General features: G+C 58.3%; 13 protein-coding genes. 7 read left to right on the forward strand and 6 right to left on the reverse strand.

The window, feature by feature from the left end; translation table 11 throughout:
- Positions 1-5: 5 nt before the first annotated feature.
- From lsrB to lsrA, 4 genes are read right to left on the reverse strand one after another with little or no spacing between them, the layout of a single operon-like run.
- Positions 6-1,007 (reverse strand): autoinducer 2 ABC transporter substrate-binding protein LsrB, encoded by a 1,002-nt coding sequence (gene lsrB / locus ACN9MQ_RS19515; protein WP_025202959.1) that lies wholly within the window; start codon positions 1,005-1,007, stop codon positions 6-8.
- Entirely contained in the window at positions 1,004-1,987 is a 984-nt protein-coding gene (gene lsrD, locus ACN9MQ_RS19520) for an autoinducer 2 ABC transporter permease LsrD (RefSeq protein WP_073396346.1), read from the reverse strand. The genes lsrB and lsrD overlap by 4 nt, the downstream gene beginning before the upstream one ends.
- A complete protein-coding gene (gene lsrC / locus ACN9MQ_RS19525; protein ID WP_014171713.1) occupies positions 1,988-3,019 on the reverse strand; it encodes an autoinducer 2 ABC transporter permease LsrC in 1,032 nt (343 codons plus the stop codon).
- Positions 3,016-4,503 carry an autoinducer 2 ABC transporter ATP-binding protein LsrA gene (lsrA, locus tag ACN9MQ_RS19530; protein WP_073396344.1) on the reverse strand — a complete coding sequence of 496 codons (1,488 nt, stop codon included), beginning with the start codon at positions 4,501-4,503 and terminating at the stop codon, positions 3,016-3,018. The genes lsrC and lsrA overlap by 4 nt, the downstream gene beginning before the upstream one ends.
- A gap of 215 nt (positions 4,504-4,718) precedes the next feature.
- Here lsrA and lsrR point away from each other — a divergent pair, with 215 nt between their 5' ends.
- From lsrR to ACN9MQ_RS19545, 3 genes are all read left to right on the forward strand, one after another.
- Positions 4,719-5,690, forward strand: a complete 972-nt coding sequence (lsrR, locus tag ACN9MQ_RS19535) for a transcriptional regulator LsrR (protein WP_020883581.1) — start codon at positions 4,719-4,721, stop codon at positions 5,688-5,690.
- Positions 5,691-5,723: 33 nt separating this feature from the next.
- On the forward strand, positions 5,724-7,304 hold the full coding sequence (lsrK, locus tag ACN9MQ_RS19540; RefSeq protein WP_073396343.1) for an autoinducer-2 kinase: 1,581 nt from the start codon (positions 5,724-5,726) through the stop codon (positions 7,302-7,304).
- A gap of 160 nt (positions 7,305-7,464) precedes the next feature.
- Positions 7,465-9,486, forward strand: a complete 2,022-nt coding sequence (locus tag ACN9MQ_RS19545; protein WP_073396341.1) for an NADPH-dependent 2,4-dienoyl-CoA reductase — start codon at positions 7,465-7,467, stop codon at positions 9,484-9,486.
- A gap of 61 nt (positions 9,487-9,547) precedes the next feature.
- On the opposite strand, the gene rlmG is transcribed toward ACN9MQ_RS19545, so the two are convergent.
- Positions 9,548-10,684: a 23S rRNA (guanine(1835)-N(2))-methyltransferase RlmG gene (rlmG, locus tag ACN9MQ_RS19550; RefSeq protein ID WP_073396339.1), complete on the reverse strand. Its 1,137-nt coding sequence runs from the start codon at positions 10,682-10,684 to the stop codon at positions 9,548-9,550.
- Between the two features lie 85 nt (positions 10,685-10,769).
- On the opposite strand from rlmG, the gene ACN9MQ_RS19555 reads away from it, so the two are divergent.
- From ACN9MQ_RS19555 to sstT, 4 genes are all read left to right on the forward strand, one after another.
- Positions 10,770-11,273 (forward strand): YgjP-like metallopeptidase domain-containing protein, encoded by a 504-nt coding sequence (locus tag ACN9MQ_RS19555; RefSeq protein ID WP_025202954.1) that lies wholly within the window; start codon positions 10,770-10,772, stop codon positions 11,271-11,273.
- 70 nt (positions 11,274-11,343) lie between these two features.
- Positions 11,344-12,342 (forward strand): Gfo/Idh/MocA family protein, encoded by a 999-nt coding sequence (locus ACN9MQ_RS19560; protein WP_014171720.1) that lies wholly within the window; start codon positions 11,344-11,346, stop codon positions 12,340-12,342.
- 263 nt (positions 12,343-12,605) lie between these two features.
- Positions 12,606-13,574 carry a TerC family protein gene (locus tag ACN9MQ_RS19565; protein WP_426021144.1) on the forward strand — a complete coding sequence of 323 codons (969 nt, stop codon included), beginning with the start codon at positions 12,606-12,608 and terminating at the stop codon, positions 13,572-13,574.
- 235 nt (positions 13,575-13,809) lie between these two features.
- On the forward strand, positions 13,810-15,051 hold the full coding sequence (sstT, locus tag ACN9MQ_RS19570; protein WP_014171722.1) for a serine/threonine transporter SstT: 1,242 nt from the start codon (positions 13,810-13,812) through the stop codon (positions 15,049-15,051).
- A gap of 102 nt (positions 15,052-15,153) precedes the next feature.
- On the opposite strand, the gene ACN9MQ_RS19575 is transcribed toward sstT, so the two are convergent.
- Positions 15,154-16,641, reverse strand: coding sequence for a UxaA family hydrolase (locus ACN9MQ_RS19575; RefSeq protein ID WP_014171723.1), 1,488 nt, complete (start codon positions 16,639-16,641; stop codon positions 15,154-15,156).
- Positions 16,642-16,643 lie beyond the last annotated feature (2 nt).

Consider the following 16,643-nt stretch of genomic DNA (forward strand, 5'->3'; position numbering starts at 1 on the left):
CCCCGTCAGAAATCGTATTTGTTGATGTTCTCTTTGGTAAACACCACCCGCTCCGGCAGCAGCACAATGCCGTTGCCCTTCGCTTCATACTGGTAGCCCTGCACGCTGTTCGGCTCGACCTTCAGCGTACCGATATCTTTCACGTCCACGCTGTCGCCAACGTTAAGATCGCCTTTTTTCAACAACCGATCGGCGACATTGACCGCAATTTTGCCCTGTTGCACCACATCCCACAGGCCGAAGGCTTTCACCGTGCCGCGCTCTACGTACGGACGCATCACGTTAGGCGTGCTGAAGCCGACAATTGCCACCCCTTCTCGCTTCAGGTTTTCCGCCGCCTGCGCCGCCGCCGGCAGGGCGTTGGCATCCGGGGCGATGATCGCATCCAGATCCGGATACGCTTTTAAGATCCCCTCGGCGGTTTGTAGCGATTTGGTGGCATCGTTATAGCCAAACTGCGTGGTCACGACCTGCCACTGCGGATGATCTTTCTCGATTTTGGCCTTCGCCTCTTTCACCCACTGGTTCTGGTCGGTAACGGTCGGGCTGGAGTAAAAGAACGCCACTTTGGCATTCGGTTTGGTGACCTGTTTACCGGCCATGTCGACCAGCAGGCCGCCAAGCTGCGCCGGGGTGCCCTGGTTGATGTAGATGCTGCGGCATTCCGGTTTGGTGTCGGAGTCCCAGGTCAGTACTTTGACGCCACGCTGCATCGCGCGCTTCAGCGCCGGGCAGAGGCCATCCGGCGACACCGCCGAAACGATAATGGCGTTATAGCCCTGGTTAACGAAGTTGTTGATAAGCTGCACCTGGCCTGAGACGCTGGGCTCGGTCGGGCCGTCGTAGGTGACGTCCACGCCGAGATCTTTACCCGCCTCTTTCGCGCCATTGCCGCCGCTGGTAAAGAAGCCAACGCCCACCAGCTTGGGGATAAAGGCGATGCGGTCCGCGGCCTGTGCCGACGCGAAGCTGAGTGCCATCGCCAGGACTATCAGTTTTGTTTTCATCTTACGCTCCGGGTATGTTTTGTGAGGAGAGAGTGCACCCATTCACGGTGCAAACTCAGTGAACGTCCCATCACCACCACAACCAACAGCGCCCCTGACAGCGCGCTCGACACCTGGTTGGGGATGCCGACCATCTGTAAACCCTGCTGCAGATACCCCACCAGCAGCGCCGCCAGGGCCGTACCGATTACCGACCCCGAACCGCCATAGATATTAGCGCCGCCGAGGACCGCTGCGGTCAGTGCAGGCATCAGTAAATCGCGTCCCAAATCCGAACGCGCCGAACCGAAATAGGAGACCATCACCAGCGCAGCAATGGCCGAAGCAACGCCCACCAGGCCATACAGGGCGTAGGGCATCCCGTTGACCGAGAGCGCCGCATAGCGCGCCGCGCGCGGGTTCTGCCCAATCAAAAACAGATGGCGGCCAAAGCGTCCGCGATGGGTAATCAGCCAGAAGAAGACGGTAATCACGGCGAACAGCACCAGCGGGATTGGCAACCCCAGGAATGTGAGGTTAGCGAACGCGGTAAAGCTGTCGGGGAAGCCACCGATGCCTTCGTAACCGGTCGCCCCCGCCATGCCGGAGAGCAGCAGTGCGCCACCGCCGTAGAGATAGAGCGTGCCGAGGGTGATAACCAGTGGGCTGATGCCGGTGTAGTGGATCAGCGCAGCGTTGACCAGACCGCACAGCAGGCCGAGCAGCAGCGTCAACGGTATGGCCAGCGCCATCGGCCAGCCCGCCTGCATCATCACTCCCAGCGCGATGGCACACAGGCCGATGGTCGAACCGAGAGAAATATCAATGCCGCCGCTGATGATCACCAGGGTGAGCGGCAGCGCCACAATGCCAATGCAGATAAAATCACTGGTGCTGAACAGCAGCATGTTGATATCGAGCATGCGCGGATTGATGGCCCCAAAGAGCAGGATTTCCAGCACCAGTAATATCAGCAGCGCGCTTTCCCAGTTAAGCTTCATTTACGCCACCTCTTTTTTGTGTTTCGTAAACGGGGTGACATGCTTCCCCCCTTTGTTACCGGGCTGGAAGCGGCTGTACTTGAGTGCCCGCTGATGCCGGGCCAGCGCCTGGCGCAAGCGCCCGTCGAGCACCAGCACACCGAGCAACACCAACCCGGCGATAAAGTCATTCCACCACGCGGGCAGCCTGAACAGCACCAGCACGGTGTCGATTTGAGTCAGGAAAAAAGCCCCCAGTAAGGCGCCAATAAGCGTCCCGGTACCGCCCAGCAGAGAGATCCCCCCGAGTACGCAGGCGGCAATGGCTTTCATCTCCAGCCCGCTGCCGGTCTGGTTTGGTACAAAGCCAATCTGCGAAGCGAAGACAATCCCCGCACACGCGGCCAGCATGCCGTTCAGCGTAAAAGCGATCATTCGCGTCCGGTTCACCGCCACGCCCAGCTGGCGTGCGGCGGTAAGGTTATCGCCCACGGCGTAGAAATCGCGTCCGAAGGCGGTGCGCGACAACGTCCATGCGCCGACCGCGGCTAAAAACACCACGCCCATTCCGAGCGGTGAAATACCCATAGCGGCAGGTTCAGAGAGCGATTTCAGGCTCGGCGGTAGCCCTTCAATCCACTTTCCTCCCGTCCACAGCAGCATCGCCCCGCGATAGAGGCCCAGCGTGCCGAGGGTGGCCACAATTGCCGGAATACGCAGCCCCACCACCAGAAAACCGTTAAATGCTCCCGCCAGTGCGCCAATCGACAGCGCAAAGAGGATCGATACCGGCAGGGTGTAGCCGCTGTTCAGGGCCACCCCCACGGCAATGGCAGACAGCCCGACGGTAGAGCCGACGGAAACATCAATATTGCGGGTCAACATCACCAGCGCGGCGCCGAGCGCCAGCAGGATCAGGATTTGCGAACTGGCGAAGATCATCCCCAGCGTTTGCAGGCTGAAATAGGCCGGATTGAGCCCCACCAGCACCGCGAACAACGCCAGAATGGCGATGAACGCACTCAGTTCGCGATTTTTCAGTAAGGTCTTCATGACTGCCCTCCGAATGCCAGCGCCATCATTCTGTCGAGACTGACCGCGTGCCGGGACAGCTCGCCGCTGAGCACGCCCTGGTGCATCACCAGCACGCGATCGGCAAGCCCGGGGAACTCATCCAGATCGCTTGAGATCATCAGCACCGCCACGTTCTGCGCCGCCACGCTTTTGATGAGCTGATAGATATCGGCCCGCGCCGACACATCCACTCCGCGTGTCGGTTCATCGACGATCAACAGCAGCGGGTTCGCCTCCAGACAGCGAGCCAGCAACACCTTCTGCTGGTTGCCGCCGGAGAGCGTGCGCACGGTTTGATCCGCATGGTTAAGCTTGATCCCCAGCGCCCGGTGATAGCGCTCCACCACCGCCGACTCCCGTTTGCGCTGCTGCCAGACCGAGGGCTCATTCAGCGCCACGGTGTTCCAGCGAATCGGCGCATCCAGGAACAAGCCGGAAACCTGTCGGTCCTCTGGCAGGTAGACCAGCCCTTTCTCCAGCCGTGCCGCCACGGGTTCGCCGGTTATTTCCTGATTTTCCAGCCAGACTCGCCCACCGCGCACCGGTCGCAGCCCATACAGCGTTTCCGCAAACTCGGTGCGCCCGGAGCCGACCAGCCCGGCGAGGCCAACTATTTCCCCGGCAAAGATTTCCATGCTGAGATCGATAAACCCCTCACCGGTAAGCTCTTCCACCCGCAGCACCGGGAAATCCTGCGGCTGCGTGCGGCGATTGCCCGGCAGCGCCAGCCACAGTTTTTGTGCATCACTTAATCCTTTTTCGCGGCTCACCGGCGTCATGGCGGCAATCAGGGCGTTATCGTCGAACTGTGCAGTTTCACCGCTGAGCACAATCGCGCCGTCGCGCATTACCGAGACGTGGCTCGCCAGCTGGCGGATCTCCGGTAATTTGTGCGAGATAAAAACAATGCCGACGCCCAGCGCCTGCAACGCACGGATCTGGCGGAACAGCCGTTCGGTTTCCCCCGGGGTGAGCGACGCCGTGGGTTCATCAAGGATCAGGATCTTCGCGTTACGCATCAGGCCGCGCAGGATCTCCACCATCTGTTGATCCGCCACTTCAAGGGTGCTGGCGGTGGCATCAAGATTGAGCTGACACTGCAGCTGCTGGAGTTTCTCCGCCAGCCGTTCCCCCATACCGGCCTCACGCGGCAGGCGGAAAAGGATGTTTTCCCGCACCGTCAGGTTGGGGAAAAGCAGGGGTTCCTGCGGCACCAGATAAATCCCCAGCCTGTGGGCCTGCGCGGGCGAAAGCCGCGCAAACGCGTGGCCGTCAACCGAAAGTTCACCGCTGTCCGGCGTTTCCACCCCGGCGATGATTTTCATCAGCGTTGATTTTCCCGCGCCGTTACCGCCCATCAGCGCATGCACCTGACCCGCAAGCAGCGTGAAATGAATACCTTTCAGGACCGGTACGCCGGAGAACTGCTTGCTGATATCACGTGCTTCGATAAGTGGCGTCATTATCGCTCCGCTATTGAACAAATGATTTTTAGATTTAATAATGTTCAAAAGCGTAGACGGTGAACTATATTTAGAACCGTGCAGGGATCACAAATTTATCGATTAAGATCCACACAGACACAAATCAATCTAAAAGATCTGTTTTGTCGCGTGGTTCACACTTTCTTTCTGCGCGATCACGAACATATGATCTAAATTTTTATAAGAGTTCAATTATGAGCGATAAACGCACTGCGGAAGAAGGTCGTTTTGCCGGGCTGGCGCTGGCGGAAGAAGAGCTGGTTGCCCGCGTCGCCTGGTGCTACTACCACGACGGATTAACCCAGAACGACATCGGCGAGCGGCTCGGACTGCCGCGCCTGAAGATCTCGCGTCTGCTGGAGAAAGGACGCCAGTCCGGGGTGATCCGCGTGCAGATCAACTCCCGCTATGAGGGGTGTCTGGCGCTGGAAACCGAGCTGCAGCAACGCTTCGGGCTCAAGCTGGTTCGCGTGTTGCCGGCCCTGAATACCCCGCCCATGAATGTCCGGCTGGGCATTGGCGCAGCGCAATCGCTGATGGGTGTGCTGGAGCCCGGCCAGCTGCTGGCGGTGGGATTTGGTGAAACCACCATGAGCAGCCTGCAGCACTTAAGCGGTTTTATCAGCTCGCAGCAGATCCGCCTGGTGACGCTCTCCGGCGGCGTTGGGCCGTATATGACGGGCATCGGTCAGCTTGATGCCGCCTGCAGCGTCAGCATGATCCCCGCCCCGCTTCGCGTTTCCTCCGCCGAAGTGGCCGGGATCCTAAAACGTGAATCCAGCGTGCGGGACGTGATCCTCGCCGCCGCCGCGGCCGATGTGGCGGTGGTAGGCATTGGTTCGGTGAACCAGCGCCGGGACGCCACCATATTGCGCTCCGGCTATATCAGCGAAGGTGAACAGCTGATGTACGCCCGCAAAGGGGCGGTGGGCGATATCCTCGGCTATTTCCTGAACGCCGAAGGGGAATGCGTGCACGAGCTGGAGATCCACCGGGAATTGCTGGGCGTCACGCTCGATGAACTGGCGCAGTTGCCCACCATCGTTGGCGTGGCCGGAGGTGAAGAGAAAGCCGATGCGATTTATGCCGCACTCAAAGGCCGCCGTATTAATGGCCTGGTGACGGAGGAGACGACAGCCCGCGCGGTGCTGGCTCTGGCGAGCTAAGAGCCTGTCCTGCGCCTGACACGAGGCATGCTCATGAGTTACCTTTTAGCGTTAGATGCAGGGACAGGCAGCGTTCGCGCCGTAATTTTCGATTTGCAGGGCAACCAGGTTGCCGTTGGCCAGGCCGAGTGGAAACACCTGAGCGTGGAGAATGTGCCGGGCTCGATGGAGTTTGATCTCGACATTAACTGGCGACTCACCTGCCAGTGTATTCATCAGGCGCTGGAGCGCGCCCGCCTGAGCGCAGCGGATATCCAGTCCGTGGCCTGCTGCTCAATGCGCGAGGGGATCGTGCTGTATGACCGCAACGGCGACGCCATCTGGGCGTGCGCCAACGTCGATGCCCGCGCCAGCCGCGAGGTAGCCGAACTCAAAGAGATCCACGACTACCGTTTTGAATCCGAAGTGTATGACGTCTCCGGCCAGACCCTGGCCCTGAGCGCCATGCCGCGCCTGCTGTGGCTGGCGCACCATCGTCCGGACATCTATCGCAAAGCCGCCACGATCACCATGATAAGCGACTGGCTGGCGGCAAAACTGTCCGGCGAGCTGGCCGTTGATCCGTCCAATGCCGGGACTACCGGTATGCTGGATCTCTTCTCCCGTGACTGGCGTCCGGCGCTGCTCGACATGGCCGGGCTGCGTGCCGATATCCTCTCTCCGGTGAAGGAGACCGGCACCGTGCTCGGTGCGATCACCAAAGATGCCGCACAGCAGAGCGGCCTGCGCGAAGGCACGCCGGTGGTGATGGGCGGTGGCGACGTGCAGCTTGGCTGTCTTGGGTTAGGCGTCGTGCGGGCCGGGCAAACGGCCGTGCTGGGTGGTACCTTCTGGCAGCAGGTGGTCAACCTGCCGCAGGTACGCACCGACCCGGAGATGAACATCCGCGTGAATCCGCATGTGATCCCCGGCATGGCGCAGGCGGAGTCGATCAGCTTCTTTACCGGCCTGACCATGCGCTGGTTCCGTGACGCCTTCTGCGCGGAAGAGAAACTCATCGCGGAGCGGATGGGAATGGACACTTACTCCCTGCTTGAGGAGATGGCCAGCCGCGTGCCTGCCGGTTCACACGGTGTTATGCCGATCTTCTCAGATGCTATGCACTTCAAGCAGTGGTATCACGCCGCGCCGTCGTTTATTAACCTCTCCATCGACCCGGAAAAATGCAACAAAGCCACGCTGTTCCGTGCGCTGGAAGAGAACGCGGCGATTGTCTCGGCGTGTAACCTGACGCAGATTTCACGGTTCTCAGGGGTAACGTTCGACGGTCTGGTGTTTGCAGGCGGTGGCTCGAAAGGCACGTTGTGGAGCCAGATTTTAAGCGACGTGACCGGTTTGCCGGTGCGTGTCCCGCAAGTGAAAGAGGCGACAGCGCTGGGCTGCGCGATTGCTGCCGGAACGGGAGCCGGGCTGTTTTCGGATATGGCGGCGACAGGCGAACGGCTGGTGAAATGGAGCCGCGAGTTCACGCCAAACCCGGCGCACCGGGAGTTGTACGACGGTATGATGCAGAAGTGGCAGGCCGTTTATGCCGACCAGCTTGGGCTGGTGGACAGCGGACTGACGACATCGATGTGGCAGGCACCGGGTTTAGTGCGTGCCCCCTCTCCCTGAGAGCTATAACGCCCCCTCTCCCTCAGGGAGAGGGCATCAGACCACACCAATATTTGAATCCCATCACAATCGCCGCATTCCCCTTTTCCCTTTTACTCATCGCTGGCTAAATTAGTAACTCATCCGACCACATAACAATAATTTTACACTGGAAGAGACTATGAGCCACTACCCGTCGTTATTTGCCCCCCTCGATCTGGGGTTCACCACCCTTAAAAACCGCGTGCTGATGGGCTCAATGCATACCGGGCTTGAAGAACATCCGGACGGGGCCGAACGTCTGGCGGCCTTCTATGCCGAGCGTGCACGTCACGGGGTGGCGCTGATTGTTACCGGCGGGGTGGCCCCTGCGCCTTCTGGCGTGGGGATGGAAGGCGGTGCGGTGCTGAACGACGCCAGCCAGCTGCCGCATCATCGCGTGGTCACTGACGCCGTTCACCGGGAGGGCGGGAAAATTGCCCTGCAGATCCTGCACACCGGGCGTTACAGCTATCAACCGAATCTGGTCGCACCGTCGGCCATTCAGGCCCCGATTAACCGCTTTACGCCCCATGCCCTCAGCCACGATGAGATCCTGACGCTGATTGACGACTTCTCCCGCTGTGCGGCACTGGCGCGTGAAGCGGGCTATGACGGTGTTGAGGTGATGGGCTCGGAAGGCTACCTGATCAACGAATTCCTCGCGGCCCGCACTAACCAGCGCGACGATGAGTGGGGTGGCGACTACGCGCGCCGCATGCGCTTTGCAGTGGAAGTGGTGCGCGCCGTGCGTGAACGTGCCGGGGCGGATTTTATTATTATCTACCGCCTGTCGATGCTCGACCTGGTGGAAGGCGGCGGGACGTTCGACGAAACCGTGCAGCTGGCGCAGGCGATTGAAGCCGCCGGCGCGACCATCATCAATACCGGCATCGGCTGGCACGAGGCGCGTATTCCGACCATCGCCACGCCGGTGCCACGCGCGGCGTTCAGCTGGGTCACGCGCAAGCTGAAAGGGAAAGTGTCTGTCCCGCTGGTGACCACTAACCGCATTAACGACCCTCAGGTGGCGGAAAATGTGATCGCCGCCGGTGATGCCGACATGGTCTCCATGGCGCGTCCGTTCCTTGCAGATGCCGAGCTGCTTTCCAAAGCGCAGAGCGGGCGTGCAGATGAGATTAACACCTGCATCGGCTGTAATCAGGCCTGTCTGGATCAGATTTTTGTTGGCAAGGTCACTTCGTGTCTGGTCAACCCCCGCGCCTGCCACGAAACCAAAATGCCGATTTTCCCGGCGGTGCATAAAAAACGCCTGGCCGTGGTCGGTGCCGGCCCGGCGGGTCTGGCGTTTGCGGTGAATGCCGCCTCGCGCGGCCACAGCGTGACGTTGTTCGATGCCGCCGCTGAGATTGGCGGGCAGTTCAATATCGCCAAACAGATCCCGGGCAAAGAAGAATTTTACGAAACCCTGCGCTATTACCGCCGAATGATCGACCTGACGGGCGTGGATCTGCGCCTCAACCAGTTTGTAAACCCGGTGGATGTAATGGAGTACGATGAGGTGATCCTGGCAAGCGGGATCGCACCACGCAGGCCTGCGATCGAGGGCATCGATCATCCGAAAGTCCTGAGCTATCTGGACGTTTTGCGTGACAAAGCGCCGGTGGGGGCAAAAGTGGCGATCATCGGCTGCGGCGGGATCGGGTTCGATACCGCGATGTACTTAAGTCAGCCGGGCGAACCCACCAGCCAGAACATTGCCGACTTCTGCGTGGAATGGGGTATCGACACCAGCCTTAACCAGTCCGGCGGCTTGCGACCGGAAGGACCCCAGCTGCCGAAAAGCCCGCGTCAGATCGTCATGCTGCAGCGTAAAGCCAGCAAACCCGGTGAAGGCCTGGGCAAAACCACGGGCTGGATCCATCGCGCAACCCTGCTCTCTCGCGGGGTGAAGATGATACCGTCGGTGAGCTATCAGAAGATCGATGACGCGGGGCTGCACGTGCTGATCGGCGGTGAGCCGCAGCTGCTGCAGGTGGATCATGTGATTTTATGTGCGGGTCAGGAGCCGAAGCGCGATCTGGTGGATCCGCTGCGTGAGGCGGGAAAAACGGTGCACCTGATCGGCGGATGCGACGTGGCGATGGAGCTGGATGCGCGACGCGCCATTGCGCAGGGCACAACGCTGGCATTGAGTCTCTGAGTGACGCAACGCTCACCGGGCCTGCACGCGAGGCAGGCCGGTGTAAACTCAGCGCCCCGCGTTAGCGGCGGCGACCCAGCTTGACGGATTTCAGCACCACGAACTTGTTGTTGGTGGCAACCGTGGTGCAGTTACCGAAGATCTTCTTCAGCTTGTGGAAGTAGTCCAGGTGACGGTTCGCCACGATATACAGCTCGCCGTTAATTTTCAGGCAGCGGCGTGCATGGTGGAACATCTCCCAGGCGACGTTATCCGTCAGGGCGTGTTTCTGGTGGAACGGGGGATTACAGAACACGGCATTAAAGCGGAACGGCTCAACGCCCGACAGCGCGTTATTAATCATAAACTCGCAGCGATCCAGCGCGTCCGGCATGTTGGTTTCAACGTTCAGACGACTGGAGGCCACCGCCATCGGCGACTCATCACTAAATACAACGCTCGCGTCAGGGTTCTTCGCCAGCAGCGTCAGGCCAATCACACCGTTACCACAGCCCAGATCGACGATTTCGCCTTCCAGGTTATCCGGCAGATTTTCAATAAAGAAACGCGCCCCGATATCAAGGCCGGTGCGGGAGAAGACGTTCGCGTGGTTGTGGATTGTCCAGTCAGTGCCTTCCAGCGTCCAGCTCAGGGTTTCTGGCGCGTCGGCCAGTTCCGGGGCACTGAAAGTACAGTTAATGAGACGCGCTTTTTTCCAGGCCAGCGTCGTGGTGGTTGGGCCGAGCACTTTCTCGAACAATTCCAGCGTTGAGGTATGAATATCACGCGCCTTGGCCCCCGCGATAATACGCGTTTGTGGGGTAACGACGTTGCGCAGTGCGCGCAATTGTTGTTCCAGCAGCGCCATTGTTTTTGGCACTTTGATCAGCACCACGCCCGGCGCCTGCGGGTAGTCCGCGGTGCTGTCGAGGAACTTAACGCTGGATTCGTCGATGTCGTTGTGGCGCAGGTTTTCCCGCGTCGCCAGCTCGCTCAAGTAGGAATCACCGATGCTGTAAGGCGTGTGTGCTGCCAGAGCACAGCCCAGCGCGCCAAACGCGTCATTCAGGATCAAAACCGGGCCGCTGATTTCAGTGTCATCCAACTGTTGCAGCAGATATTCATCCGCCGCTTCCCACGCCTGAAGCGGGTTAACGTCGTCCGTTTCCGGGAAACGTTTAAGGTTGAGTGAACGGAAACCGTTGTCTAAGTGGCTCATCGGCCCTCCTGAATGGTAAAATTTCGGCGTTATCCCTGAAAAGGGTGCGTGAGTATACCCGTTTTATTGTCAAATTGGGGCGTTGATGAACCAACTAACTTATCTCCAGGGCTACCCGGAGAACTTACTTTCTCAGGTTCGCAGCTTAATTGCCGAGCAAAAGCTGGGCGCGGTGCTGGAAAAACGATATCCGGGTACGCATGACTTCGCGACCGATAAGGCGCTCTGGCAGTATACCCAGGATCTGAAAAACACCTATCTGAAGAGCGCGCCACCCATCAATAAGGTGATGTACGACAACAAGATCCATGTGCTGAAAAACGCGCTCGGCCTGCACACTGCCGTTTCCCGTGTTCAGGGCGGCAAGCTCAAAGCGAAAGCGGAGATCCGCGTTGCTACCGTGTTTCGTCACGCGCCGGAAGCGTTCTTGCGGATGATCGTGGTGCATGAGCTGGCACACCTGAAGGAAAAAGAGCACGACAAGGCCTTCTACTCCCTGTGCTGCCATATGGAGCCGCAGTACCACCAGCTGGAGTTCGATACCCGTTTATGGCTTACGCATTTATCGTTAAAGAGTAATGCGCAGTAGCGCACTGGTTTTGCAATAATCACGTGCTACAGTGGCTAAAGGTTCCCTGCTACGGAGTACGTAAACGTTTATGATACGTTTCGCAGTTATTGGCACGAACTGGATCACCCGCCAGTTCGTCGACGCCGCCCATGAAACCGGCAAATTTAAGCTCACCGCAGTCTATTCCCGCAGCCTGGAGCAGGCGCAGAGTTTCGCGAACGACTATCTGGTTGAACATCTGTTCACGTCGCTCGATGAGATGGCGCAAAGTGACGCCATTGACGCGGTCTACATCGCCAGCCCAAACTCCCTGCACTTTCCGCAAACGTCGCTGTTTCTTAGCCATAAAAAACATGTGATTTGCGAGAAGCCGCTGGCCTCGAACATTCAGGAAGTGGAAGCCGCGATTCAGCTTGCCCGCGACAATCAGGTGGTGCTGTTCGAAGCGTTCAAAACCGCCAGCCTGCCAAACTTCCTGCTGTTACAGCAGTCTCTGCCGAAGATTGGCAAAGTGCGTAAAGCGTTTATTAATTACTGCCAGTACTCGTCGCGCTATCAGCGTTATCTGGACGGTGAAAACCCGAACACCTTTAACCCGGCCTTCTCTAACGGCTCGATTATGGACATCGGTTTTTACTGTCTGGCCTCTGCCGTGGCGCTGTGGGGCGAGCCGCACGGCGTCACCGCCACGGCCAGCCTGCTGGAAAGCGGTGTGGATGCGCACGGCATCGTGGTGCTGGATTACGGTGATTTCAGCGTTACGCTGCAGCACTCCAAGGTGAGTGATTCCGTTCTGCCCAGCGAAATTCAGGGCGAAGCGGGCTCACTGGTTATCGAGAAGATTTCCGAGTGTCAGAAGCTGAGCATTGTCCCACGCGGCGGCAAAGCGCAGGAGCTGACGCAGCCTCAGCATATTAACACTATGCTCTATGAGGCAGAGGTCTTCGCCCGTCTGGTGGAAGACAACGAAGTGAATCACCCTGGGCTGGCGGTCAGCCGCACCACGGCGAAACTGCAAACCGAGATCCGCCGTCAAACCGGCGTAGTCTTCCCTGCAGATGGCGTGGGCGCAGAAGCTATCGCGTAAAGCTGTGTAATGAAACGGTGCAGACCATTGACGAAATCACTGGTCTGACATATTTTGTTACCTGCAAAGGGGAGTAACTTCCTTGCCGGTGGATCGTCATTACGATGCGTGCAAAACCGCATCCGGTCGCCGGGCAATCAAAAAGCCCGTCTTTTTGGTTGTAAGTGAGACCTTGCCGGAAGGCGAGGTCTATGCATAAAAAGCTAACGGCTATCGTCTTCTGACCATGGCCGTTTTTGTTTTTTATGTGTAAGGAAAATAGTATGCATTCTGTCGGCACTCCCATGTTGTGGGGCGGATTCGCGGTTGTCGTGCTCATCATGCTGGCGATCGACCTCTTTTTGCAGGGGCGTCGCGGCGCACATGGCATGACGATGAAACAGGCTGCGGCCTGGTCACTGGTGTGGGTCACCCTCTCCCTGCTCTTCTGTGCTGCCTTCTGGTGGTACCTGGCCTCAACGGAAGGCCGCGCGGTTGCCGATCCTCAGGCGCTCGCGTTCCTCACCGGCTATCTGATTGAAAAAGCCCTGGCGGTCGATAACGTCTTCGTCTGGCTGATGCTGTTCAGCTACTTTGCCGTGCCTGCGGCCCTGCAGCGTCGCGTGCTGGTGTACGGCGTGCTGGGTGCGATTATCCTGCGTACGATTATGATCTTCGCCGGAAGCTGGCTGATTACGCAGTTCGAATGGCTGCTGTATATCTTCGGCGCATTCCTGCTGTTCACCGGGATCAAAATGGCGCTGGCAAAAGAAGATGGCTCCGCCATTGGCGACCGTCCGCTGGTGAAGTGGATCCGTGGTCATCTGCGCATGACCGACAAGATCGAGAGCGAGCACTTCTTCGTGCGTAAGAACGGCCTGCTTTTTGCCACGCCGCTGCTGCTGGTGCTGATTTTGGTTGAGCTGAGCGATGTGATTTTCGCGGTAGACAGCATTCCGGCTATCTTCGCGGTCACCACTGACCCGTTCATTGTGCTGACATCTAACCTGTTCGCCATCCTCGGTCTGCGTGCCATGTACTTCCTGCTGGCAGGCGCGGCTGAGCGCTTCTCAATGCTGAAATATGGTCTGTCGGTGATCCTGGTGTTTATCGGTATCAAGATGCTGATTGTCGATTTCTACCACATCCCTATCGCTATCTCGCTCGGTGTGGTGTTTGGCATTCTGATCGTGACGTTGCTTATCAATACCTGGGTTAATCGTCAGCACGATAAGAAGCAACAGGTGGAGTAATTACGGTCCTTCCTGCTGCCTTTACGCTGGCCCTCTTCCCCCCAAGGAGAGGGCCAGCACACTTTTGTAAATGAATAGTTAAAAACTATGACGCAACACGTAAAATGCAGCATTTTACGCTTCCCTCCGCATCCGGTTTCCCTATACTCAACCAGGCAAACATTTTCTTACATCCGGACATAAATGTGACTTAGAGCACATAAAGGATGGAACGCAATTTCACTTAGGAATTTTTATGAGCACACAATCAACTGGTCTCTTTGCGCGCCTGGCGCAAGGCAGTCTCGTTAAACAAATTCTGGTAGGGCTGGTACTGGGGATTCTGCTGGCAATGGTGTCAAAACCGGCTGCGGAAGCGACGGGGCTGCTTGGCACCATTTTCGTTGGCGCACTGAAAGCCGTCGCACCGGTGCTGGTGCTGATGCTGGTCATGGCGTCAATTGCCAATCATCAACACGGACAAAAAACCAACATTCGCCCTATCTTGTTCCTGTATCTGCTGGGCACCTTCTCTGCAGCCTTAACAGCCGTCGTTTTCAGCTTCCTGTTCCCGTCCTCGCTGCACCTGACCAGCGCTGCGGGTGATATCACCCCGCCATCCGGTATTGTGGAAGTGCTGCGCGGCCTGCTGATGAGCATGGTCTCTAACCCGATTACGGCACTGATGAACGCTAACTACATCGGCATCCTGGTCTGGGCGATCGGTCTTGGTTTTGCCCTGCGTCACGGCAACGAAACAACGAAAAACCTGGTCAACGACGTGTCGAACGCCGTGACCTTTATGGTCAAAATTGTGATTCGCTTTGCGCCAATCGGCATCTTCGGTCTGGTCTCTTCCACACTGGCGACCACCGGCTTTGGCGCACTGCTGGGCTATGCGCAGTTGCTGGTGGTACTGATTGGTTGCATGCTGCTGGTTGCGCTGGTGATTAACCCGCTGCTGGTGTTCTGGCAGATCCGCCGTAACCCGTATCCGCTGGTGTTAACCTGCCTGCGCGAGAGCGGTGTGTATGCATTCTTCACCCGCAGCTCTGCGGCAAACATTCCGGTTAACATGGCGCTGGCGGAGAAGCTGAATCTGGATCGCGACACCTACTCGGTTTCCATCCCGCTGGGTGCGACCGTGAATATGGCGGGTGCGGCAATTACCATTACCGTGCTGACGCTGGCGGCTGTGCATACGCTGGGCATTCCGGTCGATCTGCCCACGGCGCTGTTGTTGAGCGTGGTGGCGTCGCTGTGTGCGTGTGGTGCATCGGGTGTGGCGGGTGGTTCGCTGCTGCTGATCCCACTGGCGTGCAATATGTTCGGTATCCCGAATGAGATTGCCATGCAGGTAGTGGCCGTCGGCTTTATCATCGGTGTATTGCAGGACTCCTGCGAAACCGCGCTGAACTCCTCAACGGACGTGCTGTTCACCGCAGCGGCATGCCAGGCGGAAGACGCGCGTTTAGCGAAGAACGCGTTACGCGGGTAAACAAAACCCCGGTGACAAAACGTAAAGCAAAACGGCAACCGAAGGTTGCCGTTTTAGTATTTGACCCTCTCCACAGCGGTGAGGGCATCAACCGCACTACACTTACAGCGTCACGCCACTCTTGAAGATCGCCAGTTCGCGGAAGTCATTCTTCTCGTTACAGGTCTGTCTGCCGTTGGCAAACTCCACAATGGTATCCACGAATTCCGTCAGCAACTGCGGCATCCCTTTACCGTGGATCAACTGGCCTGCATCAAAGTCGATCCAGTGTTTTTTCTTCGCTGCCAGCTCGCTGTTGGTCGCGATTTTGACCGTCGGCACAAAGCCACCGTACGGTGTCCCGCGCCCGGTGCTGAACAGCACCATGTGACAGCCGGCGCCGGCCAGCGCGCTGGTCGCAACCGCATCGTTACCCGGTGCGCTGAGCAAATTCAGACCGTGCGTTTTCAGACGTTCACCGTAGCGCAGAACATCAACTACCGGGCTGGCACCCGCTTTTTGCGTGCAGCCGAGAGACTTCTCTTCAAGCGTGGTGATCCCGCCCGCTTTGTTACCCGGAGACGGGTTTTCATAAATCGGCTGGTTGTGGGCGATAAAGTACTGTTTGAAGTCGTTCACCATGGTGACGGTCTTCTCAAACGTCTCTTCGTCGCGACAGTGGCTCATCAGAATACGTTCAGCACCGAACATTTCCGGCACTTCTGTCAGCACCGTCGTACCGCCGTTGGCGATCACATAATCTGAAAAGCGGCCCAGCATCGGGTTCGCGGTGATCCCGGACAGGCCATCAGACCCGCCGCACTCCAGGCCGAACTTCAGCTCGCTCAGCTTGCCCGGCTCACGCCTGTCGTGACGCATCACCTCATACAGCTGGTGAAGGTGCTCAATGCCCGCTTCCACTTCATCATCCTGGTGCTGACACACCATAAAGTGCACGCGCTCGGGGTCAAACTCACCCAGCGTGTCGCGAAACGCATCCACCTGATTGTTCTCGCAGCCCAGGCCAATCACCAGCACCGCGCCCGCGTTCGGGTGGCGGACCATGTTTTGCAGCATGGTGCGGGTGTTGATGTGGTCGTCGCCAAGCTGAGAACAGCCGTAGGTGTGGCTGAACAGGTGCACACCGTCCGTACCTTCGGCGTCGTGGGTCTCTTTCAGGAAACGCGTCTGGATTTGACGCGCGATCCCATTCACGCAGCCGACGGTGGGAAGGATCCACAGCTCGTTGCGGATCCCCACTTCACCGTTCGCCCGGCGGTAGATCTGTACCTCGCGATCCGCCGCCTGCGCTTCTTCCGCCGCTAAATCAGGTTGATAGCTGTACTCGTCCAGATCGCTCAGATTGGTGCGGGTGTTGTGGGAATGAATATGCTCACCCGGCGCAATATCCGCCAGCGCATGACCAATCGGGAGACCGTATTTAACAACGTTGTCTCCTTGGGCGATCGGCTTCACGGCAAACTTATGCCCGCGAGTCACCGCCTGACGCAGGGTTACCGTCTGGTTATCAACGGTGACAACTTCACCTTCGGCCAGATCCGCCAGCGCGACGGCAACGTTATCCAGCGAATGGATTTTGATGTATTGCATAT

This window comes from Enterobacter sp. R-25, from assembly GCF_049913205.1.
Classification (GTDB): Bacteria; Pseudomonadota; Gammaproteobacteria; order Enterobacterales; family Enterobacteriaceae; genus Enterobacter; species Enterobacter ludwigii.